The sequence below is a fragment of the Stutzerimonas sp. C6.4V genome, assembly GCF_058536345.1.
This window is the reverse complement of record NZ_JBZUBM010000001.1, coordinates 2,471,057-2,495,908: the sequence shown is the minus strand read 5'-3', so window position 1 is coordinate 2,495,908 and position 24,852 is coordinate 2,471,057. Positions and strand designations below refer to the sequence as shown.

Annotated in this window: 26 protein-coding genes; 24 read left to right on the top strand and 2 right to left on the bottom strand. The window is 64.1% G+C overall.

Features of this window, described 5'->3' with window-relative positions; translation table 11 throughout:
* Nucleotides 1–66 precede the first annotated feature (66 nt).
* Nucleotides 67–762: an SOS response-associated peptidase family protein gene (locus tag AC4LFW_RS11675; protein WP_128118906.1), complete on the bottom strand. Its 696-nt coding sequence runs from the start codon at nucleotides 760–762 to the stop codon at nucleotides 67–69.
* A gap of 100 nt (nucleotides 763–862) precedes the next feature.
* Between AC4LFW_RS11675 and AC4LFW_RS11670 the strand changes: the two genes are divergently transcribed.
* Entirely contained in the window at nucleotides 863–1,288 is a 426-nt protein-coding gene (locus AC4LFW_RS11670) for a LexA family protein (protein ID WP_128118907.1), read from the top strand.
* The gene (locus AC4LFW_RS11665) at nucleotides 1,276–2,532 is read left to right on the top strand and encodes a Y-family DNA polymerase (RefSeq protein ID WP_128118908.1); all 1,257 of its coding nucleotides are present in this window, start codon (nucleotides 1,276–1,278) and stop codon (nucleotides 2,530–2,532) included. The genes AC4LFW_RS11670 and AC4LFW_RS11665 overlap by 13 nt, the downstream gene beginning before the upstream one ends.
* Before the next feature lie 132 nt (nucleotides 2,533–2,664).
* Here the strand turns inward: AC4LFW_RS11665 and AC4LFW_RS11660 are convergent, their stop codons facing one another.
* A complete protein-coding gene (locus tag AC4LFW_RS11660) occupies nucleotides 2,665–3,618 on the bottom strand; it encodes an endonuclease (protein WP_128118909.1) in 954 nt (317 codons plus the stop codon).
* Between the two features lie 842 nt (nucleotides 3,619–4,460).
* Between AC4LFW_RS11660 and AC4LFW_RS11655 the strand changes: the two genes are divergently transcribed.
* The 22 genes from AC4LFW_RS11655 (at nucleotide 4,461) to AC4LFW_RS11550 (ending at nucleotide 24,675) form a co-directional block, all read left to right on the top strand.
* Nucleotides 4,461–4,772: a DUF736 domain-containing protein gene (locus tag AC4LFW_RS11655; RefSeq protein ID WP_128118910.1), complete on the top strand. Its 312-nt coding sequence runs from the start codon at nucleotides 4,461–4,463 to the stop codon at nucleotides 4,770–4,772.
* Between the two features lie 687 nt (nucleotides 4,773–5,459).
* Nucleotides 5,460–6,257: a DNA -binding domain-containing protein gene (locus tag AC4LFW_RS11650; RefSeq protein ID WP_128118911.1), complete on the top strand. Its 798-nt coding sequence runs from the start codon at nucleotides 5,460–5,462 to the stop codon at nucleotides 6,255–6,257.
* An 83-nt stretch (nucleotides 6,258–6,340) separates the two neighbouring features.
* Nucleotides 6,341–6,637 carry a helix-turn-helix transcriptional regulator gene (locus AC4LFW_RS11645; protein WP_128118912.1) on the top strand — a complete coding sequence of 99 codons (297 nt, stop codon included), beginning with the start codon at nucleotides 6,341–6,343 and terminating at the stop codon, nucleotides 6,635–6,637.
* An 11-nt stretch (nucleotides 6,638–6,648) separates the two neighbouring features.
* Nucleotides 6,649–7,482, top strand: coding sequence for a replication initiator protein A (locus tag AC4LFW_RS11640; RefSeq protein ID WP_128118913.1), 834 nt, complete (start codon nucleotides 6,649–6,651; stop codon nucleotides 7,480–7,482).
* Between the two features lie 241 nt (nucleotides 7,483–7,723).
* On the top strand, nucleotides 7,724–8,362 hold the full coding sequence (parA, locus tag AC4LFW_RS11635) for a ParA family partition ATPase (RefSeq protein WP_128118915.1): 639 nt from the start codon (nucleotides 7,724–7,726) through the stop codon (nucleotides 8,360–8,362).
* Entirely contained in the window at nucleotides 8,359–8,610 is a 252-nt protein-coding gene (locus tag AC4LFW_RS11630; protein WP_128118916.1) for a chromosome partitioning protein ParB, read from the top strand. The genes parA and AC4LFW_RS11630 overlap by 4 nt, the downstream gene beginning before the upstream one ends.
* Nucleotides 8,607–9,140 carry a DUF2840 domain-containing protein gene (locus AC4LFW_RS11625; RefSeq protein WP_128118917.1) on the top strand — a complete coding sequence of 178 codons (534 nt, stop codon included), beginning with the start codon at nucleotides 8,607–8,609 and terminating at the stop codon, nucleotides 9,138–9,140. Before AC4LFW_RS11630 ends, AC4LFW_RS11625 begins: the two co-directional genes overlap by 4 nt.
* Entirely contained in the window at nucleotides 9,140–9,700 is a 561-nt protein-coding gene (locus AC4LFW_RS11620; RefSeq protein ID WP_128118918.1) for a S26 family signal peptidase, read from the top strand. The genes AC4LFW_RS11625 and AC4LFW_RS11620 overlap by 1 nt, the downstream gene beginning before the upstream one ends.
* A gap of 352 nt (nucleotides 9,701–10,052) precedes the next feature.
* Nucleotides 10,053–12,032: a relaxase/mobilization nuclease and DUF3363 domain-containing protein gene (locus tag AC4LFW_RS11615; protein ID WP_128118919.1), complete on the top strand. Its 1,980-nt coding sequence runs from the start codon at nucleotides 10,053–10,055 to the stop codon at nucleotides 12,030–12,032.
* Nucleotides 12,033–12,136: 104 nt separating this feature from the next.
* Complete coding sequence (locus tag AC4LFW_RS11610; protein WP_128118920.1) at nucleotides 12,137–12,397, top strand: EexN family lipoprotein; 261 nt, start codon at nucleotides 12,137–12,139, stop codon at nucleotides 12,395–12,397.
* A gap of 215 nt (nucleotides 12,398–12,612) precedes the next feature.
* On the top strand, nucleotides 12,613–14,610 hold the full coding sequence (locus tag AC4LFW_RS11605; protein ID WP_491820211.1) for a conjugal transfer protein TraG: 1,998 nt from the start codon (nucleotides 12,613–12,615) through the stop codon (nucleotides 14,608–14,610).
* Nucleotides 14,607–15,065 (top strand): CopG family transcriptional regulator, encoded by a 459-nt coding sequence (locus tag AC4LFW_RS11600; protein ID WP_241508957.1) that lies wholly within the window; start codon nucleotides 14,607–14,609, stop codon nucleotides 15,063–15,065. Before AC4LFW_RS11605 ends, AC4LFW_RS11600 begins: the two co-directional genes overlap by 4 nt.
* Nucleotides 15,062–16,090 (top strand): P-type conjugative transfer ATPase TrbB, encoded by a 1,029-nt coding sequence (gene trbB, locus AC4LFW_RS11595; protein WP_128118921.1) that lies wholly within the window; start codon nucleotides 15,062–15,064, stop codon nucleotides 16,088–16,090. The genes AC4LFW_RS11600 and trbB overlap by 4 nt, the downstream gene beginning before the upstream one ends.
* Nucleotides 16,087–16,470, top strand: a complete 384-nt coding sequence (locus tag AC4LFW_RS11590) for a TrbC/VirB2 family type IV secretion system protein (RefSeq protein WP_491819208.1) — start codon at nucleotides 16,087–16,089, stop codon at nucleotides 16,468–16,470. The genes trbB and AC4LFW_RS11590 overlap by 4 nt, the downstream gene beginning before the upstream one ends.
* Complete coding sequence (locus AC4LFW_RS11585; protein WP_128118922.1) at nucleotides 16,467–16,736, top strand: VirB3 family type IV secretion system protein; 270 nt, start codon at nucleotides 16,467–16,469, stop codon at nucleotides 16,734–16,736. The genes AC4LFW_RS11590 and AC4LFW_RS11585 overlap by 4 nt, the downstream gene beginning before the upstream one ends.
* A 16-nt stretch (nucleotides 16,737–16,752) precedes the next feature.
* Nucleotides 16,753–19,203, top strand: a complete 2,451-nt coding sequence (gene trbE, locus AC4LFW_RS11580) for a conjugal transfer protein TrbE (RefSeq protein WP_128118923.1) — start codon at nucleotides 16,753–16,755, stop codon at nucleotides 19,201–19,203.
* Nucleotides 19,200–19,931 (top strand): P-type conjugative transfer protein TrbJ, encoded by a 732-nt coding sequence (gene trbJ / locus AC4LFW_RS11575; RefSeq protein ID WP_128118924.1) that lies wholly within the window; start codon nucleotides 19,200–19,202, stop codon nucleotides 19,929–19,931. Before trbE ends, trbJ begins: the two co-directional genes overlap by 4 nt.
* 309 nt (nucleotides 19,932–20,240) lie before the next feature.
* Nucleotides 20,241–21,422, top strand: a complete 1,182-nt coding sequence (gene trbL / locus AC4LFW_RS11570; protein ID WP_168425189.1) for a P-type conjugative transfer protein TrbL — start codon at nucleotides 20,241–20,243, stop codon at nucleotides 21,420–21,422.
* Nucleotides 21,423–21,435: 13 nt separating this feature from the next.
* On the top strand, nucleotides 21,436–22,140 hold the full coding sequence (trbF, locus tag AC4LFW_RS11565; RefSeq protein WP_128118925.1) for a conjugal transfer protein TrbF: 705 nt from the start codon (nucleotides 21,436–21,438) through the stop codon (nucleotides 22,138–22,140).
* Complete coding sequence (trbG, locus tag AC4LFW_RS11560; protein WP_128118926.1) at nucleotides 22,137–23,129, top strand: P-type conjugative transfer protein TrbG; 993 nt, start codon at nucleotides 22,137–22,139, stop codon at nucleotides 23,127–23,129. The genes trbF and trbG overlap by 4 nt, the downstream gene beginning before the upstream one ends.
* A gap of 2 nt (nucleotides 23,130–23,131) precedes the next feature.
* Nucleotides 23,132–24,427 carry a TraB/TrbI/VirB10 family type IV secretion system protein gene (locus AC4LFW_RS11555; protein ID WP_128118927.1) on the top strand — a complete coding sequence of 432 codons (1,296 nt, stop codon included), beginning with the start codon at nucleotides 23,132–23,134 and terminating at the stop codon, nucleotides 24,425–24,427.
* Entirely contained in the window at nucleotides 24,424–24,675 is a 252-nt protein-coding gene (locus AC4LFW_RS11550) for a DUF2274 domain-containing protein (RefSeq protein WP_128118928.1), read from the top strand. Before AC4LFW_RS11555 ends, AC4LFW_RS11550 begins: the two co-directional genes overlap by 4 nt.
* The last annotated feature ends 177 nt before the right edge of the window (nucleotides 24,676–24,852 follow it).

Below are 24,852 nucleotides of genomic sequence, written 5' to 3'. Positions count from 1 at the left end.
GCGATAACCCAACGCCTCCCTCCGGGGGGAGGTGTTCCTCATGCTACGAATAGCAGGGCGATCTGGCTAGGTCGACATCGCCTCGATCAGCCCCGGTCCCTCGTTGCGGACATTGCCAACCGCACGGTCGACCGCGAACCACTCGAACGCTTCGACCGGTAGTGCGAGGTCTCGCACGATTGCCTCAGCGCGTGGCAGGGGCAAGTCCGGGTCGACCCATTCGCGAGCCAGGTCGGCCTCAAGTACGATCGGCCTGCGGTCATGGATATCGACCATGCCCTGGTCGCTGTCTGCCGTAAGGATCACAAACCCGTCACCCTCGCGCTCCGCCATCCCGTTCCGGTCCAACTGGGCCAGGGCTGCGAACCATAGCGGCTCGCCGTCCTTGCGCCGTATGTAGTAAGGCTGCTTTTTCTTCGGGTCGACCGGATCCTTGACCCATTCGTACCAGCCATCGGCGACCACGAGTGTGCGTCCCGTCGCCCAGATATCGCGAAAGAATCGGCTCGTCGCCGCTGTCTCGACGCGCGCGTTGATCGCCGGTTGCCGCTTGCCCTTGCACCAGAACGGCTGATAACCCCAGGGCAGGCGTGCCTGGCGCATGCCGGCGTCCGTCTCGAAAAACATCATCACCCGCGAGCGCGGTGCAACGTTGTAGCGGTTGATCGGCTCTGGGTCGATCCCGCCCTCGATGGGCTTGTCATACCTCAAGGCATCGAGATACTCGACTGCGGTTCGGTACTGGGTGAATCGTCCGCACATGAATCCCTCGGCTTGCTATCGGCTAAATGCCTCTACACATTGACCGCAATCGCGGCGAACTGTTAACTGTATGTACATACAGTTATTGCAGAGCAGTACGATGCGCGCCCTCATTCTTGGCCAGCTCGGCCCCTCCGGTAGTTTTTGCCAATACATCGACACACGCTTGCCGGCCGGTTTTCCCTCGCCGGCGGCCGATTATGAAGAGCTGACGCTCTCCATCGACGACCTGGTAGACCTACGCACGCCTCATGTCTACCTCGCTCGGGTGGATGGCCCCAGCATGACTGGCGCCGGCATCTATGATGGTGACGTGCTTGTGGTCAATCGGGCCCTTGAAGCGCGTTCGGGTGACGTCGTCGTCGCTTATGTGGATGGCGGAATGACGGTCAAGCGACTAGAGGTCACCCCAACTGGGGTCTGGCTGCAGCCAGAGCATCCCGATTATCGACCCATCGCGGTAACCGAGTCGCTGCACGTCTGGGGCGTGGCCACCCACAGCCTGCACCGCCTATGTTCGCGCTGATCGACTGCAACGCTTTCTACTGCAGCTGCGAGCGGGTGTACCGTCCGGAGCTCGAAGGTTTTCCGGTGGTGGTTTTGAGCAATAACGACGGCTGCGTGATCGCACGGACTCGGGAGGCCAAGCGCCTGGGCATTCCTATGGGCGCGCCGTATTTCCAGTGGCGCGATCGGCTGCAGGAGTGGGGTGTGGTCTGTTTTTCAAGCAACTACGAGCTTTACGGCCAAATGAGCGCCCGGGTCATGACCACCCTGGAAGGGCTGTATCCCCGGATCGAGGTTTACAGCATCGACGAAGCCTTCGCCGACCTGACGGGGCTTCCGGGTGACATGGTCGCGCTCGGTCACAAGGCGCGCGAACGTGTCCTGCGTTGGACGGGCATACCCGTCGGCGTGGGCATTGGGCCGACCAAGACCCTGGCCAAACTTGCCAACTGGGCGGCGAAAACCTGGGGTAAATCCGGCGGCGTCATCGACCTGCGCGACCCGGCACGACGGGACAAGCTGCTCAGGATCACCGAGGTCGGCGAGGTATGGGGCGTAGGCCGGCGGCTGACGGCCCGGCTAGAGCTCCTCGGTATCAGGACAGCCTGGGACCTTGCGCAGTATGACCCGGCGTCGCTGCGCAGACAGTTCTCGGTCGTGCTGGAGAAGACCGCACGCGAACTCGGGGGGGTTGCCTGCCTGGAGCTGGAGGAGGCGACCCCGCCTCGGCAGGTGATCTGCAGCAGCAAGATGTTTGGTTCGCGTCTGCGCGAGATCGCCCCGATTCGCGAAGCAGTGGTCGCCTACGTGACCAAGGCCGCTGAAAAGCTCAGGGCTCAGCAGAGCCTGGCCGGTGAGTTGCAGGTTGCCATTCGCACCGGCATGCACAACCCCGAGCAGCCGCGCTACGCCAATGCCATCGACTGCCCGCTGCCATACCCGACCGATGACACCCGCATACTGGCTGCTGCCGCAGTTCGCGGCCTGGAGGCGATCTTTCGTCCAGGCTATGCCTATAGCAAGGCGGAGGTTCTGCTCCAGGATTTGCGCCAGCGCGGTGAGCTCACGGCTGACCTGTTCGCTCAAGCACCTCGGCCAGGGGCCGATCGGCTGATGGACGTGGTCGATCGCATCAATGCGCGCGAGGGTAGGGGGGCTGTGCGGCTTGGGCGCATTCCTGCCTCGCCTGTATGGGCCATGAAGCGCGAGATGATGAGCAAGCGGTATACGTCTCGTTGGGATGAGCTGATGATCGTGCAGTAGACTCCCTGCAGCCGGCCCCTCTGATGGGCCAAGCAGTTGCGGGCCGAAGCGACACAGCGCTGCTACTTGGCCCGAACATACGCCAGCGGCCGCCAGAATCCGGTGCCCACCGTCCGGACGCCGAGCGTTCACTTATCGGCAATTTCCAGCCTTACGATAGCCCGCGGCGGCAGCTTCGGCTTCTGAACGGAACAGCACCTGGTTCTTTGGAGATACCCTGTCATAGCTGGGGCATCGCTCGGCGAGGTGATAGATCTTGCTGTTCCGATTGCCGATGATGGCGTCGTTGGTGGAAGACTGCGATGCCGGAGCTGCCGCAGCTCGAACAGGAATAGCGCTCACGATTCCTTCGCGGGAAGGTTTGTGGCCCAAGCTCCATGACCGGTCGCCGGTCACGAATGGGTTCTGGTGCCCCATCACCTTGGCGGTGCGTCTGTTCCACTCTTTCTCCCAGGCTGACACCGGGTATTGCCGATCCCAGCTCATAAGCAGCTGCTGTTGCTGCCTGGACATGGAGAGCCCGTACCGGTCGTACATGTAGAAGGTGGAACGCGCCACCAGCCCTTTGACGTCAGCTCGCGGCTCGGCTGTGCGCCCCTTGAAGTCCACGCGGGTCGTGCACGCGCCGTACTGGGCAGAAACGCCGGTCACCATGCCGTACTGGTAGTTGCTGCGGTCGCCATTCACCTCGCCAACTGACGGGTAAAGGTTGAAGAGGTCCGCTTCCATTACCCGGAATACCGGATCATCGGCGATGCAATTTTTCCGGCCGCCGTTCTGCCAGCACTGGCGCTGGTGGCCGAAGACCCAGGCCGGCACGATGTGCTCCCACTCAATGCGACCGGCCCGGTTTTGCTGCGCGCGAGTTTCGTAGCCGCAGGATGCTGCATCGATCCTGCCGCCCGACTTTCCGGTCCATTCCCATTTACATCCGCAATAGAGCTCGCCCTGATCGCCGTCCGCCTGGTCGAAGAAGACCTTCGTTTTGGCTATGACCTTGGCTGCGGTAAACGTGGCCGGAGCATCGGCGTAGGCGTGTGAGATAAGAAGGAGGGAGGCAAGCAGTGCGGAACAAAAGCGTTTCATGAGAGCTGGAGTGCTAGTCAAAATGGGCGCGCAGTTTACTGCCTGACGCGGCTTTGCCTATCGGCGCTATCGTTTGGAAGTGTTTTTGAGCTGTACCAAAATTTCCGCCTGAACCGCACTGAACGACCCGTCCTCTCGGGCCGGGTCTCGAGCTGAACAGAAGCGGCTCGTTGACCCTCATGCGAATGGACGCAGCCGCCGCTCCTGACCTGATTAAAGCGGCCAATCTGTTTGGCACACGGCCGCGATTCATCAGGAGCGATCTGACTGCCAAAGCAATTGGCGATGATGGAGCGCTGCATCCGGAGGAGTCTTCAGTATTACGACCCGGCTCGCTGCGGTAGGTTGTCATCGCGCGTACCGTACCCGAAGCTCGCGGAAGCGCGCTCCGAGCTCGAGTAGGGTCACTGATCTACCGCACCGCCTCGCTATTGTCTTTGCCTACCCGGCCTCACCGGCGCTGCCTCAGGTGCGCGGGGCGCGTTCTCGCTTTTCGCTGGCCTGCCGACCCTTGTCACCGTCAGGGCGCGAGCCGGTGAAGCGTCACGCTGGGAGACCGAGCCGGCCACGGCTCCTTTGGGAACGTTCGTCCCATTGCGTCCTTGGCACGTCGTGAATCCTGGCGGTGGCGCGGCTGCGCCTCGGGCGTCAGGGCAGCAACCGTTCGGTGCAAACAATTTCCCCTCCGCTACGCGGATTCCTCGCCCGCAAATTCCGTGCGCCTGCCGGTCCTTCACGCTGTTGCGGCCGCGTTGCGGTGCGCCCAGCCCGTCCTCCGCCTGCCGGATCACAACAAGGACGCGATGGGCGCGACCTTGGTTACCCCGAAAGGAGCAATCATCATGGCCAACATCGGCACCTTTACCGCTCAGAACGATGGCTTCACCGGCACTGTTCGCACCCTGACGCTGGACGTCAAGGCCAGGTTCATTCCCAACGACAGGGGCGGCGAGAACGAACCCGACTACCGCATCCAGGCGGCCAGCGGCTTCGACATCGGCGCAGCCTGGAAGAAAGTCAGCCAGGCAGAGCGGCCATACCTATCCGTGACCCTTGACGACCCTTCTTTTCCGGCGCCGATCTACGCCCGCCTGATCGAGGAGGAGGACGGTACGCACAACCTGATCTGGTCGCGCAGCAAGTCAGTGGCCTGACCAACTCAACTCAACTAGCCCCGCCCGTTGCGGCGGGGCACTTGTGTAGGCTTCACTTGGGCGTTGCACACGCGCTCGCCTTTGCTGGTCGTTTCTTTCCGCTTCGCTGCACGTTCCTATCAGCTTCGCTCGGCCGATCCCGTCGACCTGAATGGACAGAGGCGTTCGGCTATTCCTCAGTCGCCGCTATACGCAAACCGATTCGGTTATAACTCGCCTCTTTGATGCTTTTGCGCAAAGTATCCATGCCGGTTTTGATCAGAAGCTCGGAAGCGGTTCTGCGGTTTTACGGAAACACGCAAAGCCAGATTTACGCTTTGGCGCTATTACGGCTTCACCCGAATACGGATCCGTGCTTTCGCGGCAGGGCACACAATCGCAACTGCAGGTCGGCGGTTTTGTGCGGTTTCACATTTCAGCAACGGCGTACTCACGTGAAACCGTAAGCGTTCAGACCGGCGCGGTCTGAATCGCCATTTACGTCATCTCCGGACTGAAACCCGACCTATCGGGTCATCTTTCCACGCCTCAAAACTGCAGGATGGCTCAGCACTGCACGTCCTTGAAGCGAAATTACGAGCAGATGATCCGGCCGGCGCCCGGCGTCATCGGTCTTTGCATTGTGTGAAGACCCTCCGTTTGTGTTGCGAGTCGAGGGCGACCATCTCGAAGCACGGAGGTTGGCCGATGGCTCACCGCAACGCCGGGCAAGGGTCTCCCACTGCTGCCTACCTCTACGTGCTGCACCTCGATCAGCCTGCTCTGGCCTGGGAGTATCTGCGCAGAAACCCTGAGTACCGGCGCGACTGGCATGATCCGCAGCGCCGGCCGGTGGCTGCGCGGCGCTGGGAGCTGCGCATGCTGGAAGATCCTGGCCTGGACGCGCGCGACGCGGATCCGGTCTGGCTCGTCGACCATCCAGGGCTGGTTCAGCTCCATCCCGACCTTGATCCCATCCCTGATGCCGCAGCGTTTGATTTCTGGCGCATTCCAGGCCGCAAGGGCCTGATGCATGACGGTCGCTGTCTGCGCTTGACGGCCAGTACTCCAGGCTGCCGGGTCACGTTGGCGATGGCGCCTGGCCTGGATGACGGCGACGCGTTCGTCATAGCGATGCGCCCCGGGGCCCAACCGGGCTTTCGTTCGCGCGCCATCTCTGACGCGCTGAACAACCTGGCCGGTGCCTCTGAAGCCGCGCTACCCGGCCAGACCTTCGCTCGGCCGAGCGCCACCGCCTTGCTTGAACTGCATACGTTGCAGGCGCTTGACGCCAGTCTGGCGGGCGCCTCTTTGCGGGAGGTGGCCGCCGGGCTCTTCGGTGCAGCGGCGGTAACACACGGCTGGCACGCCGACGCGGGCCTGCGCTCGAAGGTGCGCCGCCTGGTCCGGCGGGGCCGGATGCTGATGCTCGTGGGCTACCGGCGTCTGGCACAGCTCGACGGGTGCGGGGAGGGCCGTTCCGACCACTCCCCAAGACGACCCTGAGCAGGGTGCCCAGCTTCTCTGAGACTGGCTCCATCCGGCTGTAGTGGTGTGGCCGGCTGTCCTGAACGATGGAGGCTTACCCTATGCGACCTGCTCCCGTACGGCCTGCTGTTGCCGTTGGCACATCGATGCAACCCGTTGCTGCTGTCCAGCAGCAGCGTTACCTCACCAATGACGAGGCGGCTTCCTACCTTCGTCTGTCACCGCGCACATTGGAGAAGCAGCGCGTAATCGGCGGTGGCCCGCGCTTTCGCAAATTTGGTCGCCGCGTCATGTATGCCATCGCCGACCTTGACGCCTGGGCCGACCTTCACAGTTTCGAGGCCACCTCCGACCCCGAGTATGCCGAGCAGCACTCGGCTGACAGCCGTGCGCGTTGATTGGCGGCCTGATGGCCAGCTCCGTGCCCGAGCGTGCCCAGCTCGACTTGTTTCGCGCCTTGCCGGGCGACATGGCGCCGCGCGACAGCCAGGACCTCATGGCGTATCCGTTTTTCTCGCTATCGAAGTCACGGCGCACAACACCGATAGACTTTCGCACCACTGGCGTAACGGTGCGCGTAGAGGGAACCCAGGAGCACGGCATCGCCACGATCTGGGATGCCGATATTCTGATCTGGGCCGCCAGTCAGATCGTTGCAGCGCGCGATGCCGGCATCGCTCCGTCACGCCTGATGCGAGCAACACCCTACGAGATCCTGCGCTTCATCGGCCGCGGTGTATCGCTACGCGACTACCAGCGCCTCAAAGCCGCCCTGGATCGCCTGCAGTCCACCACAGTCGCGACATCGATTCGCGAGACGACCGGGCGGCGTCTGCATCGCTTTTCCTGGATCAACGAGTGGAAAGAACTGGCCGACGCCCGCGGTACGCCACTGGGCATCGAGCTAATCCTGCCGGACTGGTTCTTCGCGGGCGTGCTGGACGCAGCGCTGGTCCTGACCATCGACCCGGCGTATTTCCGACTCACCGGAGGCATCGAACGCTGGCTATACCGCCTGGTTCGCAAACACGGCGGCAAGCAGGCCGAGGGCTGGCAGTTCGATTTTCGCCATCTACACCGCAAGTCGGGCAGCACTGCGAGGCCCTACGACTTCGCCTGCGATCTGCGCACTCTGGTGGCGCGGCAGTCGTTGCCGGGCTACGTACTGGGCATCGAGCGCATTCCGGAGAGCAGAACGGAACTGCTTACGTTCCGGCCCGTGTCGTCCACGGCACGGGGATAGTCGCGGTAAAAGCTGTGGATGGACTCGTGCTATCAGGCGTGTCGGGTATCGTGCTATCGGGCGTGTCCCTATCGTGCTATCAGGCGTGCCGAACCGGCTACAGACCAGAGCCCGCGCGGTACCGAGCGTCCTTTAACTTATCTAACTTAAAAGCTCTAACTTTTTGTAAGAGCGCCCCGTTCTCGTGGATAACCGAAAAACGGCACGCGCTGGCCCGCTCCAGGGAGAGGAGGGGCAGGTCATGATCATTGCGCTGCTCAATCAGAAAGGCGGCGTCGGCAAGACCACGCTTGCCACGCACATTGCCGGTGAACTAGCGCTACGCGGCCAGCATGTTGTCCTGCTGGACGCCGACCCGCAGGGTTCGGCGCTGGACTGGACGCAACGGCGCACGCAACAGGGCCTGCCCAGGCTGTTCAGCGCATTGGGCCTTGCTCGCGAAACGCTGCACCAGGAGGCGCCCGAACTGGCCCGCCGCGCAGATCACATCGTCATTGACGGTCCACCCCGCATCGCCGCGCTTGCACGCTCTGCGCTGTTGGCTGCCGACCAAGTCCTCATCCCGGTTCAACCCAGCCCGTACGACCTCTGGGCCAGCGATGAGATGGTTGCGCTGATTCTCGAAGCGCAGGTGTTTCGCCCCGAGCTTGCGGCAGCGTTTGTCATCAACCGTCGCATCAGCACCACCATCATCGGCCGCGAAGCGCGCCAGGCGCTGGCCGAGCAACCGCTACCGGCCCTGCGTGCTGAGGTTCGCCAGCGCATAGTCTTCGCTGACAGCGTGGCGTCCGGTCGGCTTGCTCGCGAGACAGCCCCCGATAGCGCTGCCGCGCGCGAGATCACCGCCCTGGTGGACGAGTTACTGGGGTGGACGGCATGACCCGTGTAGGCGACAAGCGCACGGCCTTCGGTGCGCGGCCTCCCGCGAACCCGCATGCCGAAGCCTGGGTTCGCCAGGGAGACGTCAGCGTCCTGCATAAACGCGATCTCTACAGCGCGCGCCTGACCCTCGACATCACCCCCGCCTTGCGCGCCCGGATCAAGGTGTCGGCGTTCACCCAGGGCATGACGGTGGCCGATTTGCTGCGCGGGCTGTTGGAGCGTGAGTTTCCGGAGAAGACATCATGATCACACCGACAGTCTCTGCCACACCGGCTCCGCCGCCATCAATCTCCGCATGTTGCGGCCAGGCGGACGCCACGCCGCTGACGCGCGTATCTCTGGTCCACGCACCGCAGCGCATCCAGGTCTACCTGCGTTTCGGTGATCCGGCGCGTATTACCCGCCTGGACCCCATGCGGCGCATTGCGGTATTCCTGCCGGGCGCGATCTTCTGCCGCGTTCGCTGGCAGGCCAACGACTACGGCACGGTTAGCTGGCAGCTGATGGTGATGCAGGCGTGCTCGCAACGTGACGCGGCGCAACGCATTGCCGGTGTGTTGCCTGGGGCGAGGTTGCTGTTGCACGCCACTGGCAAGCATGCCGTGCATGCCCTGCTACCGCTGATGGATGCCATTGAGGCGCAGGGTATCGATCCTGCAGCGGTATCACCTGCGTACTGGCGAATGCTGAACAACCGGCTCGCCGCACGGCTGGCGATGCCCGTCTACACCGCCGAGCGTCACACCGCCTGGCTGGCGAGGAGGGCACTGCTGTGATGAGCAATGCCATCGCGCATCAATGTTCACGAGGCCGCGCTCGCCTTGTAGTCGCAGCGCTATCCGCCTGTGGCCTTGCGGCACTGGCCTGGTCGGTCTTCATGCGGCCCGATGCCCGGTTCGTCTACAACGCTTCGGACAGCGTGCCGGTTGGCTGGTATCGGATCGATCCGGCAGGACGGAAGGCTGGCTCGTCGCCTGTTGGCAGCATCGTGCTCATCCACCTCCCGGATGCCAGCGCCTCGCTGGCAGCACAGCGCGGCTACCTGCCGATCGGCATTCCCTTGCTCAAACGCGTGGCCGCGGTGGCTGGGCAGCATGTGTGCATCGCTGACCGGATCGTGCGCATCGACGGCGTGACCGTGGCTGCAGCGCGTGTCGCAGACAGAGCGGGTCGGCCGTTGCGGGCCTGGTCGGGGTGCCGACGGCTCCGTCACGGTGAGCTGCTCCTGCTGAGCACGACCAACCCGGCGTCGTTCGATAGCCGATATTTCGGGCCGGTTGAGGCGTCCGCCGTGCTCGGTATCGGACATCCGCTCCTGCTGGAGATGGACAAATGAAGCGCGCCGGATCGCGCTACCAAGTGCATCCGGCGCAGCCGTCCTGCATGCAGCTGTCTTGCCTTGCGCGTGAACAGTTGGCGGCCGCCACCGTGTTCGCCGGTGGCCTGGCGGCGAGTGGCACAGCTGCGTCGAGCCGTGGACACCTTGAGCACGTGCGACTGGAAAATGCGGAAGGCAAGACAAAAGGGGGCGGCACCCGGTCGGTCGCAACGCCAGTCTGCACGTGGGGGAGGCGCGGCACGCGACTGCGTTCTTGCCGTGCCGTAGATAGCGTGCAACGCGCGCCAACGCTGGCATGTTGGCGTGCCTCGTGCGCCAGACTGCGCCCTGACTTGCCGAGGGCAAAGGCATGACCGACCGCCGCGACGACGACTTCCGCCTGCGACCGAGTGCGCCAAAGAGCCGCGACAAGGGCTTCGTTTCCAACGTGCTCAAACAGGTCGGCAAAGCGGGTGGGAAGTCGGCGGTACGTCGTCCGGCCTTGACCAGTGGCAAGGGCCTGTACACCGGTCAGCGGCCCGGCTCGCGGTTGGGGCGAGGCCACACGGCGGCGCGCTTTGCAGGCGCCTCGCTCACACCTTTCTCGCGCCGTGTGACCATCAAGACCCTGCTGGTCAACCAGCGCCAGGCCAGCCCGCGATCGCTGGCCAAGCATCTGCGTTATATCGAGCGCGACGGGGCGGGCCGCGACGGCGAAGCAGGCCGGGCCTACGGACCCGACAGGGACGAGGCGGATCTGGGCGGGTTCAGGGAGCGCTGTGCTGACGATCGCCACCATTTTCGCTTCATCGTCGCGCCGGAGGACGGGGCCGAACTGGCCGATTTGCGCACCTACACCCGGCAGCTCATGGGCCGTATGGAGGCTGACCTGGGGACGCGGCTGGAGTGGGTCGCGGTGGACCACTGGAACACCGATAACCCGCACACGCACCTTGTCCTGCGTGGGCGCGACGACACCGGCAAGGACCTTATCATCGCCAGCGATTACATCGCCCACGGCTTTCGCCATCGGGCCGCCGAACTGGCCAGCGAATGGCTAGGGCCGCGCACCGAGTTGGAGATACAGCAGACCTTGCAGCGCGAGGTGGACCAGGAGCGCTGGACGAGCCTGGATCGCACGTTGTCCCGCGAAGCGGGGCCCGAGCGGATGCTGCAAATCGAACGCTTCAACCAGCCGTCGCTGCAACGCCAGCGTCTGTTGCTGATCGGCCGTCTCCAGCAGCTACAGCAAATGGGACTGGCTGAAGAGATCCGGCCCGGCACATGGTCGATTGAGGCCGATGCGCAGACCACCTTGCGCACGCTGGGTGAACGAGGCGACATCATTCGCACCTTGCAGCGTGCCATGAGCGGGCGGGCGCGCCAGTTGGCCGTATTCGAGCCAGGGGAGGACGGGGTTGCAGTAACAGGCCGGGTGGTTGCCAAAGGCCTGTCCGATGAGCTGAGTGACCGGGGCTATCTCGTCGTCGATGGCCTGGATGGCAAGGCGCACTACGTCTCCCTCAGCGCTCGCGACGAGTTGGCCGGCTACCCCATTGGGTCGGTGGTGGATGTGCGTGGCTCGGCCGAGATCCGGGAGACGGATCGCACCATCGCCGGGCTGGCAGCGGATGGTCTGTACCGGTCAGACCATCACCTGGCGATCATCCGGGGCCAGGCGAAAGGCAACCGTGACCCGCAGGAACAGGTCGCGGCCCACGTGCGGCGCCTCGAGGCGCTGCGCCGAGCCGGCATCGTCGAGCGCGTGGCGGACGGACTGTGGAAGGTACCGGCCGATCTACCCGAGCGGGGCCGCCAATACGACGCGAAGCGCTTGGGCGAAGCAGCCGTCCAGCTGAAATCCCATCTACCGATCGAACGGCAGGCCCTGGTCATTGGTGCCACCTGGCTTGACCAGCAACTGATCGGCGGTGGGCGAGGGCTGGGTGACCTCGGATTCGCTGGCGAGGTGAAGCAGGCCCTGCGCCAACGCGCCGATTTTCTGGCGGAGCAGGGGCTGGCCGAGCGGCAGCAACAACGCGTGGTTCTGTCGCGCAATCTCCTGGCAACGCTACGGGGCCGGGAGCTGAGCCAGGTCGCTGAGCAGGTCGCTACCGAAACCGGTTTGGAGCACCGGCCTTTGGAGGAAGGGCAACGCGTGGCGGGCCTCTATCGCCGCAGCGTCATGCTCGCCAGCGGACGTTACGCCGTGTTGGAGGATAGCAAGGCGTTCAGCCTGGTGCCGTGGAAGCCTGTCATCGAGCAGCGGTTGGGTCAGCAGCTTGCCGCGACGGTACGGGGCAACGCGGTTTCCTGGGACGTTGGGAGGTCTCGTGGTGTTGGAATCTGACGGCCTCCACGCGCTGTTCTGTCTGTCAGCTGCTCCCGGTGCGCGACCATCGGACGTATGCCAAACGCCTTCGATTTGTAACTGCAACCCAGAGGAAACGAGCCATGAGAACCCTGACACCGATACTCTGTGCATTGGCACTGACGGCCTGCGGCGAGGCTGAAAAGCCACAGGCGCAGCTGCCGACGGTTGACGAGCTGGCGGCTGACCCCGCGCGGCTGAAGGAGCTGCGCCCGCAATGCAAGCTGGACCGCGCGAAGCTCGGTGATGCCCTGTGCAATCGTGTTGCCGAAGCCACGCGCAGGCGGTTCTTGGGGGACGGAAAAGTGCCGTACACACCGCCAGAAGAGCGGCCCAAGTTTTAAGCGTTACCCGCCCTCGGAAAACGCCTACGGTCCGACCAATACGCCGCAACGCGTTCACGCTTGCGGCGTTTTGTTGCCACTTTCCCACGCTTCCATTGATGCATTTTCGTCCAGTGTTGTCCCGATAACGGTCTTTGACCGGCACCGGAACGGCACCGAATCTCCCCCCAAGCAGCCCGGTGATGGGCTGCTTTATGCCAAGGGGGGACGCAGTGATGATTGGGACGAACGTACTGTTCGGACAGATCGCCGTTGTGTTCGGTGTCGTCATCACCGGCGTGTGGGGCGCGACGCAGTGGACCGCCGCAGCGCTGGGCTATCACCCGCGCCTGGGCTTGCCCTGGTTCGAACTCTTTGCGATGCCGATCTACCACCCCTGGCGCCTGTTTGGCTGGTGGTTTTTCTACGGCGCCTATGCGCCAGAGGTGTTTGACATCGGCGGTGCCATTGCCGGAGCAAGCGGCATGGTCGCTGTGGGTGTCGCCATCGCCATGTCGGTTTGGCGCGCACGTCAGTCGCGTCAGGTCACGACCTACGGCTCGGCGCGTTGGGCCGAGTCTGAAGACATCCGCAAGGCGGGGCTGGATCGTCCGGCCGGCGTGTTCCTGGGCCTGTATGGCGACCACTACCTGCGCCACGAGGGACCCGAGCATGTCCTGGCGTTTGCACCGACTCGCTCGGGAAAGGGGGTCGGCCTGGTGGTTCCTACCTTGCTGAGCTGGCCGGCATCGGCCGTCATCCATGACATCAAGGGCGAGAACTGGAACCTGACCGCCGGTTGGCGTTCCCGGTTTTCGCACTGCCTGCTGTTCAATCCCACCGATTCGCTTTCGGCTGCCTACAACCCGTTACTGGAGGTGCGTCGGGGTGCGCATGAGGTACGGGATGTGCAGAACATCGCCGACATTCTTGTGGACCCGGAAGGCGCGCTTGAGCGGCGCAACCACTGGGAAAAGACTTCGCATGCGTTGCTGGTCGGCGCCATCCTGCACGTGTTGTACGCGTCTGAGGACAAGACGTTACGCGGCGTCGCCAATTTTCTGAGCGACCCGCAATGCCCTTTCGAGGTGACGCTGCACCGGATGATGACGACGCGGCACCTGGGCGACGAGACCCACCCGGTGGTGGCGTCCGCCGCCCGCGAAGTGCTTAACAAAAGTGAGAACGAGCGCTCGGGTGTGTTGAGCACCGCCATGTCGTTCCTCGGGCTGTACCGCGATCCAACGGTGGCCCAAGTGACCTCACGCTGCGACTGGCGCATCGCCGACCTGATTGCTGCCGAGCACCCGGTGTCGCTGTACCTGGTAGTGCCGCCTTCGGACATCAGCCGCACCAAGCCGCTGATCCGCCTGATCCTCAACCAGATCGGGCGACGCCTCACCGAATCACTCGACGGCAGCGATGGCGTGCAGCGGCGTCACACGCTGCTGCTGATGCTCGATGAATTCCCCGCGCTGGGCCGGCTGGATTTCTTCGAGTCGGCACTGGCCTTCATGGCCGGCTACGGCTTGCGCGCATTCCTGATCTCGCAGTCACTCAATCAGATCGACAAGGCCTACGGGCAGAACCACTCCATCCTCGACAACTGCCATGTGCGCGTGACCTTCGCCACCAATGACGAGCGCACCGCCAAGCGCATTTCTGAAACGCTGGGTACCGCAACGGAGCTTCGTGCGCAGCGCAACTATGCGGGCCATCGACTGGCTCCGTGGCTGGGCCACCTCATGGTCTCGCGTCAGGAAACGGCGCGGCCGCTGCTGACGCCGGGCGAGGTGATGCAACTGCCGCCGGACGAGGCTGTGGTGATGGTCGCCAGCGTCGCACCGATCAAGGCCCGAAAGCTGCGTTACTACAGCGACGCCAACTTCAAGCGGCGCGTGCTGCCGCCACCGATCCTCGCGGCGGGGCGTTACGCCGATGCGCCGCCAGGGCGCGAAGACGACTGGACCGATCTGAGACTGCCGGTAGCTCCAGCGCCGTCGGAGTGCAGCGACTGCCTCGTGTCCGGCGTTGCCGACGAGGGCGGGCCGCGGCGGCAGCCCGAACTTTCCGAGACCGTCACCTACGACCCCGAGCAGGCGCCTTCCGGCAACGACTTGGCTCTGCTCGATGACGGCGACTTGCCGCCCGTTCTGCCTCGCCAGCTCGATCCTGGCATGCAGCGTGTTGCTCGGCAGGCCGCGCTCGATCCCGACGACGGAGTCCAGCTATGAGCCAGTACCGCCTCAACCTGTTCATTCAACCCGAGCATGCCCGCCGCCTGGACGAGCTGGCCGCCAAGAAGGGTGTTTCCAAGTCCTCCATCGTCGCCGCGGCGCTGGCGTCCTGGTTGTCGCCCGAAGCCGGCGACCAACGCGAAGCCGCCATTGCAAAGCGGCTGGATCGCCTGTCGCGGCAGTTCGAGCGCCTTGAGCGCGACCAGGCCATCGAGATCGAGACGCTGGCCTTGTTTATCCGCTACTTCCTGACCGTCAGCACACCAGTGCCCGAAGCCCATCAGGAGGCAGCCAAGGCTCAGGGCAAGGCGCGCTTCGAGCAGTTCGTCGAGCAGCTCGGTCGCCACCTCTTGCGGGGCCGCAGCCTCGTGCGTGACCTGGTAGAGGACCGCTCTTCGGTGAGTGAGCTCCTGGATGGGGCGGCGGACGGAACACGGGAGCAAGGCCAATGACTGCTGCGACCCAGGCCACCCAGGCAGTCTCGCTCGACCGGCGTATCGCCATGCTCCGCACTGCCATGGGGCCGTTGATCGCTGCTGCGCTCGAAGACCCCGACGTCGTCGAGGTCATGCTCAACCCTGACCGGACGCTGTGGGTGGATCGACTGTCGTCGGGGCGCGCGCCGCTCGGCGCTGAGCTATCCGAAGCGGATGGCGAGCGCATCATCCGCCTGGTGGCTGCGCATGTCGGCGTGGAGGTGCACCGCGGCAAGCCGCTGCTGAGTGCCGAGCTGCCGGAAACCGGCGAGCGCTTCGAGGGCATTCTGCCGCCCGCGGCGCCGGGTCCCGCCTTCGCCTTGCGCAAGCGGGCCGTGGGCGTCATTCCGCTGGAGCGCTACGTGACAGACGGAATGATGACCGACGCCCAAGCCTCCTTCCTACGCGAGATGGTCCGGGAGCGCAGGAACATCCTGATTGCAGGTGGCACCAGTACCGGTAAAACCACGCTGGCCAATGCGCTGCTCGCCGAGATTGCCACCACTGGTGATCGGGTCCTGGTGCTTGAGGACACCATTGAACTGCAATGCGCCGCCCGCGATCACGTACCGCTTCGCACTCGTGCGGGCGTGGTGTCCATGCGCGAGTTGGTGCGTACCACGATGCGGCTACGTCCCGACCGCGTGGTGGTGGGTGAGGTGCGCGGCGGGGAGGCGCTGGATCTCGTCAAGGTCTGGGGGACCGGCCATCCCGGTGGGATCGCCACCATCCATGCCAGCTCTGCTCTGGGCGCGCTGTTGCGGCTGGAGCAGTTGGTGCTGGAAGTCGCCGTGAATCCGCCTCGAGCGTTGATTGCCGAGGCGGTCAACGTGGTGATCGTCATCGCTGGCCGCGGCCGCCTTCGCCGAATCGAGAGTGTCGCCTGCGTCGTCGGTCACGACGCTACGGGCTACCGCCTAACGGATGCACAGGACGCATTGCCCGCCTTCTCAAACGCATCTTCTTCGTTGCCCTCAACCTCGCTTGGAGAACTGCCATGAAATCTGCACATGCCTCTGTTTCCCGCTTGTCCTCATGCTCCTTGTTGGGCCTGGGGCGCCTTCGCCGCTTGGCCGCGCCTGTCCAGAGCGGCCTGTTGCTGGCCGCCGTTATGCTGGCGACCGCCGGCACGGCGAGGGCGGCCGGCTCGTCAATGCCATGGGAAGGGCCGCTCGAATCCATCCTTGAATCGATCCAGGGACCGGTGGCGCGCATCGTGGCGGTGATCATCATCATCGCGACGGGCCTGGCGCTGGCGTTTGGTGATACCTCGGGCGGTTTCCGAAAACTGATTCAGATTGTCTTCGGCCTGAGCATTGCCTTTGCCGCGTCCTCATTCTTCCTGACGTTCTTCAGCTTCGCCGGCGGGGCAGTCGTATGAGCGCCGACGTCGACCTGCCGGGCTTCGAGGTTCCGCTGCACCGATCACTGACCGAGCCGATCCTGCTGGGCGGGGCGCCCCGCACCGTGGCCATTGTCAACGGCACGTTGGGGGCGGCCGTCGGACTGGGCCTGCAACTCTGGCTGCCCGGATTGGTGCTGTGGCTGATGGGCCACGCGTTGGCCGTCTGGGGCGCGCGCGTCGATCCGCAGTTCATGCAGGTGTTTGCCCGACACCTCAAACACAAGCCGCTGCTGGACGTGTGAGGGGGAGGCCGTCGCAATGCTGAATCTCACTGAATACCGCCAGCGCCCAGCGCTGCTCGCCGACTGGCTGCCCTGGGCCGGACTGGTCGCACCTGGCGTCGTACTGAACAAGGACGGTTCGTTTCAGCGCACGGCGCGCTTTCGCGGGCCCGACCTCGACAGCGCGACGCAGGGCGAGCTGGTCGCGACGACGGCGCGGCTGAACAATGCGTTGCGCCGGCTTGGCACTGGCTGGGCGCTCTTCGTGGAAGCCGACCGCTGGCCGGTGGCCGCGTATCCGAGGTCGAACTTCCCCGAGCCGCTGTCCTGGCTGGTTGATGAGGAGCGACGGGCGACCTTCGAGCAAACCGGCAACCACTTTGAGAGCCGCTACCACCTCACGTTGCAGTTCCTGCCACCAGAGGAGTCGCATGCCCGCGCTGCCAAGTTGATCTATGAAAACAGCTCGTCGGCCGGCGTGGACTGGCGCGAGCGCCTCACGGCGTTCATTGCCGAGACCGAGCGGATCCTCGACCTGCTGGCGGGCGTCATGCCGGAGATCGACTGGCTGGATGATGGCGACACGCTGAGCTACCTGCACGGGACCGTCTCGACCCGACGTCATCGCGTCGGCGTCCCGCAAGTCCCGTTTCACCTCGACGTGCTGTTGGCCGACGTGCCGCTGCACGGGGGACTGGCGCCCATGTTGGGCGGTGAGCATCTTCGGGTAGTTACGCTGCGCGGATTCCCGAACTCGACCTGGCCGGGAATTCTGGATGACCTCAACCGGCTGGGCTTTGCCTATCGTTGGAGCTCTCGTTTCCTCTGTCTTGACAAGGACGAAGCGGAGAGCGAGCTGGGTCGCGTGCGCCGCCAGTGGTTCGCCAAGCGCAAAAGCGTGCTGGCGCTGCTGCGCGAGACGTTATTCCAACAGGAAAGCCCGCTGGTTGACACCGACGCCGGCAATAAGGCGACCGACGCAGATGCCGCCCTTCAGGCGCTGGGCAGTGACCAGGTTGCCTTTGGCTACCTGACTGCGACCGTGACGGTGCTCGATGCGGACGCCGACCTGGCCGACGAGAAGCTTCGCAGCGTGGAGCGCGTCATCCAGGGCCGAGGCTTCGTTACCATTGCGGAAAGCCTCAACGCGGTCGAGGCGTGGCTGTCGTCCATCCCGGGCAACGCCTACGCCAACGTGCGCCAGCCCATCGTTTCGACGTTGAACCTGGCACACCTGATGCCTCTGTCCGCCGTCTGGGCCGGGCCGGAGCGCAACGCCCACCTCGACGGCCCGCCGTTGATCGTGACGCGCACCGAGGGGTCCACGCCGTTCAGGTTGGTGACCCATATCGGCGATGTGGGACACACGCTGGTGGTCGGTCCGACCGGCATGGGCAAATCGGTCCTGCTTGCGACGCTGGCGATGCAGTTTCGTCGTTACCCGGGATCGCGCATCTTCGCTTTCGACATGGGGCGCTCGATGCGAGCGACTGTGTTGGGGCTGGGCGGCGAATATTATGACCTGGGCGCCGATGGCGCGATTGCCTTCCAGCCGCTCGCGCGCATCGACGAGGAGTGCTGTCGCAGCTGGGCGGCCGAGTGGATCGAGGGGCGTCTGCTTCAGGAAGGTGTGGTTGCCGGTCCTGAGGAAAAGGCTGCGATCTGGTCGGCGCTCGGCAGCCTTGCGGGTGCGCCCGTTGAGCAGCGTACGCTTACCGGCCTGTCGGTGCTGCTGCAGTCGAACGCGCTGCGTCAGGCGTTGGCGCCCTACGTGCTCGGTGGTGCGCACGGCAAGCTGCTCGATGCCGATCTCGACTACCTGAGCATGGCCGATGTGCAGTGCTTCGAGATGGAAGATCTGATGCACAGCAAGGCGGCGGTGCTGGCTGTGCTGGGTTATCTGTTTGCGAGGCTGGAGGAGCGCTTCGATGGCGCGCCGACGCTGTTGATCCTCGACGAGTCCTGGCTGTTCCTCGACGACCCGTTGTTCGCAGCGCGCATTCGCCAGTGGCTCAAGACCCTTCGCAAGAAGAACGTCAGCGTGATTTTCGCCACGCAATCTCTGGCTGACATCAAGGATTCGACCATCGCCCCGGCGATCATCGAGAGCTGCGCGAGCCGTATCTTCCTACCCAACCCGCAGGCCGCCGAGCCGCAGATCCGCGCCATCTACGATAGCTTCGGCCTCAATGCGCGGCAGCTCGAGATCGTCGCCACTGCCCAGCCCAAACGCGACTACTACTACCAATCCCGCGCGGGCAATCGCCTGTTCGACCTCGATCTGGGGCCGGTCGCGCTTGCGTTCGCCGGCGCTTCGACCCCCCAGGACCAGCGCGCCATCGATAGCGCGCTCCACGAGGCCGGTGTGCCGGGCTTCGCCGCGGCCTGGCTGCGTCATCGTGGCCTCGACTGGGCGGCTGAGTTGCTGTCGTCCGCGCCACCCGCAGCGGTTGTCGATTCCGCTGGAGCACAGGAGAACGCCCCATGAGCAAAGGCGTTTGTTTCTCGTCCCTCGCTGCTGCGTGGTGGTTGCTGACCTTTCTGCCGGTATCGGCGATGACGGTAATTGACCCAACCAACCTCGTGCAGAACACACTGACAGCGGTTCGCACGCTGGAGCAGATCAATAACCAGGTCGAGCAGCTGCAGAACGAATCGCAGATGCTCGTTAATCAGGCGCGGAACCTCGCCAGCCTCGATTACGACGTCGTCAATCGGCTACGCGCCTCGCTGGTGAAAAGCGAGCAGCTGATCGCCGAGGCGCAGGGGCTGGCCTTCGACGTACAGAACCTCGATCGTGAGTTTGCGCGGCTGTATCCGGAAAAATACGCAGCCACCGTTAGCGGCGATCAGATGTACCGGGACGCTCAGGAACGTTGGGCCCACACGCTCGGTGGCCTGCATACGGCTATGCGTATACAGGCGCAGGTTTCCCGCAACCTCAACGACGATGAGGGTGCGCTAGCTGACCTGGTGGGGCAGAGCCAGTCGGCCACCGGCGCGCTGCAGGCCATGCAGGCCACCAACCAACTGCTGGCCCTGCAGGCCAAGCAGTCGATCCAGACTCAGCTACTTCAGCTCACTCAGGACCGTGCGGCCTCACTGGAACTAGCCCGCCAGGCGGCAGCAACCGAGCGTGCCCGCGAGGTTCGCCAACGCTTCCTGGGCAAGGGCACGCCGTACACGCCATACCCCGTTCGCTTTTACGGCAACTGACGGAGATCGCCATGCGATGTGTGTTGCTGTTGTGGGCTGGGTTTTTGGTTGGTTGTGATCAACCCCGCAGCGAACGTTTGCCGCAGGAGTCGCTTTGGCCCGAGGCGCAGCGCGCGCGGTGTGTCTCTAGCACCATGACGGCGTGCGCGCCTGCCGAGGCGTATCGGCACCGTTTCTTAGAAGGGAAGGGTGGCCCGGACGAGTTCGGGGCCCTGGAGCTGTTGCCGCCGATTCCGCCGACCTTCGATGCGCCCCTTGATGCCGACCCGGATCGGAGCCACGGGATGCTTTCGCGGCAGAGGGCTGCCCATGAATGACGTCACGGTCATCGACCGTTTCCTCGACACGTTTTCCCGCTACATCGACTCGGGCTTCGGACTGTTGCAAGGAGAAGTCGCCTACCTGACCGCCACGCTAGTGGCCATCGACATGACGATCGCTGGGTTGTACTGGGCGCTCGGTCATGCCACCGGCGGGGGCGAAGACGTTATGGCGAAGCTGATCCGCAAGGTGCTCTATGTCGGCGCCTTCGCCTACATCATTGGCAATTTCAACTGGCTGGCTGGCATCGTCTTCCGGTCCTTTGCCGGACTGGGCGTGACAGCAACCGGCTCGCTGAGCATGGAGAGCTTCCTCCAGCCAGGGCGCTTGGCTAAGGTGGGTATCGACGCCGGTGCGCCGATCCTCAAGCAGATTGGCGACCTGACCGGTTTCCCCGAGGTGTTCGTCAATCTTGAGCCCATCGTCATCCTGTTTCTGGCCTATCTGGTTGTCATCGTCTGCTTCTTCACCTTGGCCGTGCAGCTGTTCATCACATTGATCGAGTTCAAGCTGACCACGCTCGCCGGTTTCGTGCTGGTGCCGTTCGCACTATGGAACAAGACCGCCTTCCTCGCCGAAAAGGTACTCGGCAATGTTGTGTCCTCGGGCGTCAAGGTCCTGGTACTGGCGGTCATCGTCGGCATCGGTACAGGGCTCTTCGCCGAATTCCAGGTGCACCCTGATGAGCCTTCCATCGATCACGCGCTGGTCGTCGTGCTGGCGTCGCTGGCTTTGCTCGCGCTGGGCATTTTCGGGCCGGGCATTGCCACCGGGTTGATCTCCGGCGGCCCGCAGCTCGGGGCTGGGGCCATGGCTGGCGCTGCGCTCGGCACGGCCGGGTTGGCCGCAGGCGTTGGGGCTGCAGCGACCGGTGCTGGCGCTGCAGTTGCGGCCGGTGCGCGTATGGCGTCGAGCGCAAAACTCGCTGCGGGCGCGCGCTCGCTTGGGGGGCTGTTTGCAACAGCAGGCGGAGGTGCAGCTGCCGGCCGCGCGGCCCCGCTGAACAACGCAGCAAACGTCGCCACCGATGCGAAGGCGCAACCCGCATGGGCCAGGCGCCTGCAGCAGCGTCAGCAACTCAGCCATGCCGCTACCACCGTTGCGCACACGCTACGCGGTGGCGACAGCGGCAGTTCAGGCAGTGGGCCTAACCTGCGCGATTCGGATTGATAAGGAGGGAGTCATGCGCTTCAAACGACCACGCGTGCGCTACGCCGAGACGCCACAACCCGCGACCCCGTATCAGGCCGCTGGGCAGGCTTGGGATGAGCGCATTGGCTCGGCTCGTGTGCAGGCGAAGAACTGGCGGCTCATGGCCTTTGGTTGCCTGTTGCTTGCACTGCTGATGGCGTGCGGTTTGGTCTGGCGTTCGGCCCAATCGATCGTCACGCCCTATGTGGTGGAGGTAGACAGCAGTGGCCAGGTGCGGGCGGTCGGCGAGGCCGCCACACCCTACCGGCCAGCCGATGCACAGGTGGCCTATCACCTGGCGCGCTTCGTCACCCTGGTGCGCTCGCTGTCGATCGATCCGATTGTCGTTCGGCAGAACTGGCTCGACGCCTACAACTTCACCACTGACCGCGGTGCAGCCGTGCTCAACGATTACGCACGCACCAACGATCCGTTTGCCCGCGTCGGCAAGGAGTCGGTGACGGTTCAGGTGATCAGCGTGGTGCGCGCAAGCGACGCGTCCTTCAACGTGCGCTGGACGGAGCAGCGCTTCGTCAATGGCGCGCCCGCCGGCACCGAACGCTGGAATGCGGTGATTTCCACTGTCCAGCAAACACCGCGCACCGAACAGCGTCTGCGCAAGAATCCGTTGGGCATCTACGTCAACGGACTGTCTTGGAGTCGCGAACTGGATGCATCTGAAGGAGCCAAGCCATGAGCCTGTCCTGCCGCATAAGTGCCCTGTCCCTCGTCTTGTTTGCTATCGCCGGGTGTGCGACCCAAGACAAGCCGGCGCCGCGCATCTCGCTCGACGAGCCTGTGCAGGCACAACCGCTGCCTGAGCCACCGAAACCAGTAGAGGTAGTTGAAGTCCCGAAACTGCTGCCGCTGCCCGCGCAGATGAAACCTCTACCAGTTGCCGATGACTCCGAGGCCTCGCCGGAGCCGGTCGACGAAAAGGAACGCGTATCGCGCGCGAATCGCGAGGCACGAATGGCGCCTATCCGTGAGGGGTACATCAATGCCATCCAGGTCTGGCCCTACAGCGAAGGCGCGCTGTATCAGATATATGCCGCGCCGGGGCGGGTGACCGCCATTGGGCTGCAGGCTGGTGAGGAACTGGTGACGGTAGCCGCCGGCGACACGGTGCGCTGGATCGTCGGCGATACTTCCAGCGGTGCCGGCGACGCGTTGCGCGTCAGTGTGCTGGTCAAGCCGATACGCTCGGATCTGAAAACCAACCTGGTTATCACGACCAGCCGCCGGACCTACCTGATCGAACTGACCTCCACCGAGAAAGCCTGGATGGCGTCGGTCTCCTGGGATTACCCGAAAGGCCGGATGCTGGCCCTGCAGCGTCAGGCACGGGCCGCACAGGCGAGCGCGCCGGTCGATACCGGCCTTTCGTTGGAACGAATCCGCTTCCGCTATGCGATCAGCGGGAGCAATCCACCTTGGCAGCCGCTGCGTGCCTTTGATGACGGCGAAAAAGTGTACATCCAGTTTCCTGCCGGCATCGCTCAGGGTGAGCTACCGCCCATGTTCGTGATTGGCGCGCAGGGCGATGGGCAACTGGTCAACTACCGCTTCCGCTCGCCGTACTACATCGTCGACCGACTCTTTGGTGCGGCTGAGCTGCGCCTGGGTGCGGATAAGGGCGACGTAGTGCGTATCGAGCGTACAGACGGCCTGACGCGAGGGCACTGAGCATGAGCCAGGAAGATAGTCCCGATTCCTTGGCGCCACAGGTCAACAAGGTCCCGCCGGAAGCAGTGGCGTTGCGCGCTCGGCCACGTCCAGTTAAGCGATTGAGCCGACGAACCCTGGCAGCGCTTGCCGGTGGGCTCGCTGTCGCTGTGCTGGGCGCCACGATCTGGTCGCTGCAGCCACCGGGGCCACGTGGAGGGAACGGTTCGGCCGAGCTTTACAATGTCGACCGTGTTTCTCGCTCCGAGGGGCTCGAGCGGCTGCCAGCAGACTACTCCCAACTGCCGCCGACAACACTGCCGCAGCCTCCCGAGCTGGGACCTCCGCTTCCGGGCGATCTTGGCCCAGCCATCGTGAGGTCGCAGCGGCCGGCGGCATCCAACTACATGCCACCAGGACAGGATCCCGCCGAGGCCGAACGACTGGCGCTGCTGAAAGAGGCGGAGGAGGCGGCTGGCTCGTCGCTGTTTTTTCACACTGGTAGCCAGCGCCCTGCCGCAACTGCAACCGTCTCGGCTGAACGGACCGTGGATTCGTCAACGCTAGCGGACTTTGATCCACAGGTGCCCGCTTCTGACTCGGTAACGGCGCAACCGGCCGATCCGACCGCCGTGCAGAACCGGCAAGAGCAGAAAGAGCAGTTCCAGCAATCTGCCGCCGTGGCCACCCGCAAAACGGGACACCTGCAGCTAGCTGCGTCGCCATATCAGGTCATGGCTGGCACGGTGATCGCCGGCGCGCTGGTGACCGGAATCAAGTCCGACCTTCCGGGCGATGTTATCGGTACCGTGACAGAGCCGGTCTACGACACGGCAACCGGTAATCACCTGCTGATCCCCCAGGGTTCGCGCATCCTCGGTCGCTACAACAGCCAGGTCAGCTACGGGCAGAGCCGCGTGCAGGTGGTGTGGAATCGCATCATCCTGCCGGACATGAGTTCGCTGACGCTGGATAACCTGATCGGCAGTGACCCGGCCGGCTATGCCGGTCTGGAGGACGGGGTGGATTGGCACTGGCATCGCGTCTTCGCCGGCGCTGCGTTGACAACGCTGCTGGGTATTGGCGCCGAGCTGGCCGCACCCGAAAACCGCCAGGACGGCAATCGCGTCATCATTGCCGGTCGTGATGGCCTGCAGGACAGCGTGAATCAAGTTGGGCAGGAGATGACCCGGCGCAATATGAACATCCAACCGACATTGACCGAGCGGCCAGGCTTGCCGGTGCGCATCATCGTTAACCGGGATCTGGTACTGCGACCTTACCAACCCTTGTTCTTTAATAGCGGAGAATCACGATGAGTGCGACGCGCAAACTAAGGCTGGGCCCGCTGCCCAAAACTGAAAGCACCAAGCTGACCTTTCTCTGCCCAGCGGGCCTCAAGGCCGATCTTGATCGCTACGCCTCGATGCATGCGCAGACTTATGGCGAGACGGTAGATGCCGTAACGTTGATTCCGCACATGCTGGAAGTATTCATGGCGGGAGATCGCGCATTTAAAAAACGAGCAGAGAACCGCCCTGGTCGCCATGGCCTTTCCGGGGCTTAGATGGCGGGTTGTTTGCGCGGTGCTGCCGAGCAGATCGTTTTGTGGAATGGCGCGAAAGCGCCCAAGACGAATCGCTCGCAGTTCAGGCCGTCGACGTTCGACCAGTACCGCCCTAACGATGCTTAAACTCGGCAAGTGGCGTGTGTATGGTGCTGGCCAGACAGACATGCCGTAGCT

Bases quoted from the DNA above. Each gene is read 5' to 3' on its own strand.
- AC4LFW_RS11675 (WP_128118906.1), bottom strand. From the start codon at position 762: ATGTGCGGACGATTCACCCAGTACCGAACCGCAGTCGAGTATCTCGAT.
- AC4LFW_RS11670 (WP_128118907.1), top strand. From the start codon at position 863: ATGCGCGCCCTCATTCTTGGCCAGCTCGGCCCCTCCGGTAGTTTTTGC.
- AC4LFW_RS11665 (WP_128118908.1), top strand. From the start codon at position 1,276: ATGTTCGCGCTGATCGACTGCAACGCTTTCTACTGCAGCTGCGAGCGG.
- AC4LFW_RS11660 (WP_128118909.1), bottom strand. From the start codon at position 3,618: ATGAAACGCTTTTGTTCCGCACTGCTTGCCTCCCTCCTTCTTATCTCA.
- AC4LFW_RS11655 (WP_128118910.1), top strand. From the start codon at position 4,461: ATGGCCAACATCGGCACCTTTACCGCTCAGAACGATGGCTTCACCGGC.
- AC4LFW_RS11650 (WP_128118911.1), top strand. From the start codon at position 5,460: ATGGCTCACCGCAACGCCGGGCAAGGGTCTCCCACTGCTGCCTACCTC.
- AC4LFW_RS11645 (WP_128118912.1), top strand. From the start codon at position 6,341: ATGCGACCTGCTCCCGTACGGCCTGCTGTTGCCGTTGGCACATCGATG.
- AC4LFW_RS11640 (WP_128118913.1), top strand. From the start codon at position 6,649: ATGGCCAGCTCCGTGCCCGAGCGTGCCCAGCTCGACTTGTTTCGCGCC.
- parA (WP_128118915.1), top strand. From the start codon at position 7,724: ATGATCATTGCGCTGCTCAATCAGAAAGGCGGCGTCGGCAAGACCACG.
- AC4LFW_RS11630 (WP_128118916.1), top strand. From the start codon at position 8,359: ATGACCCGTGTAGGCGACAAGCGCACGGCCTTCGGTGCGCGGCCTCCC.
- AC4LFW_RS11625 (WP_128118917.1), top strand. From the start codon at position 8,607: ATGATCACACCGACAGTCTCTGCCACACCGGCTCCGCCGCCATCAATC.
- AC4LFW_RS11620 (WP_128118918.1), top strand. From the start codon at position 9,140: ATGAGCAATGCCATCGCGCATCAATGTTCACGAGGCCGCGCTCGCCTT.
- AC4LFW_RS11615 (WP_128118919.1), top strand. From the start codon at position 10,053: ATGACCGACCGCCGCGACGACGACTTCCGCCTGCGACCGAGTGCGCCA.
- AC4LFW_RS11610 (WP_128118920.1), top strand. From the start codon at position 12,137: ATGAGAACCCTGACACCGATACTCTGTGCATTGGCACTGACGGCCTGC.
- AC4LFW_RS11605 (WP_491820211.1), top strand. From the start codon at position 12,613: ATGATTGGGACGAACGTACTGTTCGGACAGATCGCCGTTGTGTTCGGT.
- AC4LFW_RS11600 (WP_241508957.1), top strand. From the start codon at position 14,607: ATGAGCCAGTACCGCCTCAACCTGTTCATTCAACCCGAGCATGCCCGC.
- trbB (WP_128118921.1), top strand. From the start codon at position 15,062: ATGACTGCTGCGACCCAGGCCACCCAGGCAGTCTCGCTCGACCGGCGT.
- AC4LFW_RS11590 (WP_491819208.1), top strand. From the start codon at position 16,087: ATGAAATCTGCACATGCCTCTGTTTCCCGCTTGTCCTCATGCTCCTTG.
- AC4LFW_RS11585 (WP_128118922.1), top strand. From the start codon at position 16,467: ATGAGCGCCGACGTCGACCTGCCGGGCTTCGAGGTTCCGCTGCACCGA.
- trbE (WP_128118923.1), top strand. From the start codon at position 16,753: ATGCTGAATCTCACTGAATACCGCCAGCGCCCAGCGCTGCTCGCCGAC.
- trbJ (WP_128118924.1), top strand. From the start codon at position 19,200: ATGAGCAAAGGCGTTTGTTTCTCGTCCCTCGCTGCTGCGTGGTGGTTG.
- trbL (WP_168425189.1), top strand. From the start codon at position 20,241: ATGAATGACGTCACGGTCATCGACCGTTTCCTCGACACGTTTTCCCGC.
- trbF (WP_128118925.1), top strand. From the start codon at position 21,436: ATGCGCTTCAAACGACCACGCGTGCGCTACGCCGAGACGCCACAACCC.
- trbG (WP_128118926.1), top strand. From the start codon at position 22,137: ATGAGCCTGTCCTGCCGCATAAGTGCCCTGTCCCTCGTCTTGTTTGCT.
- AC4LFW_RS11555 (WP_128118927.1), top strand. From the start codon at position 23,132: ATGAGCCAGGAAGATAGTCCCGATTCCTTGGCGCCACAGGTCAACAAG.
- AC4LFW_RS11550 (WP_128118928.1), top strand. From the start codon at position 24,424: ATGAGTGCGACGCGCAAACTAAGGCTGGGCCCGCTGCCCAAAACTGAA.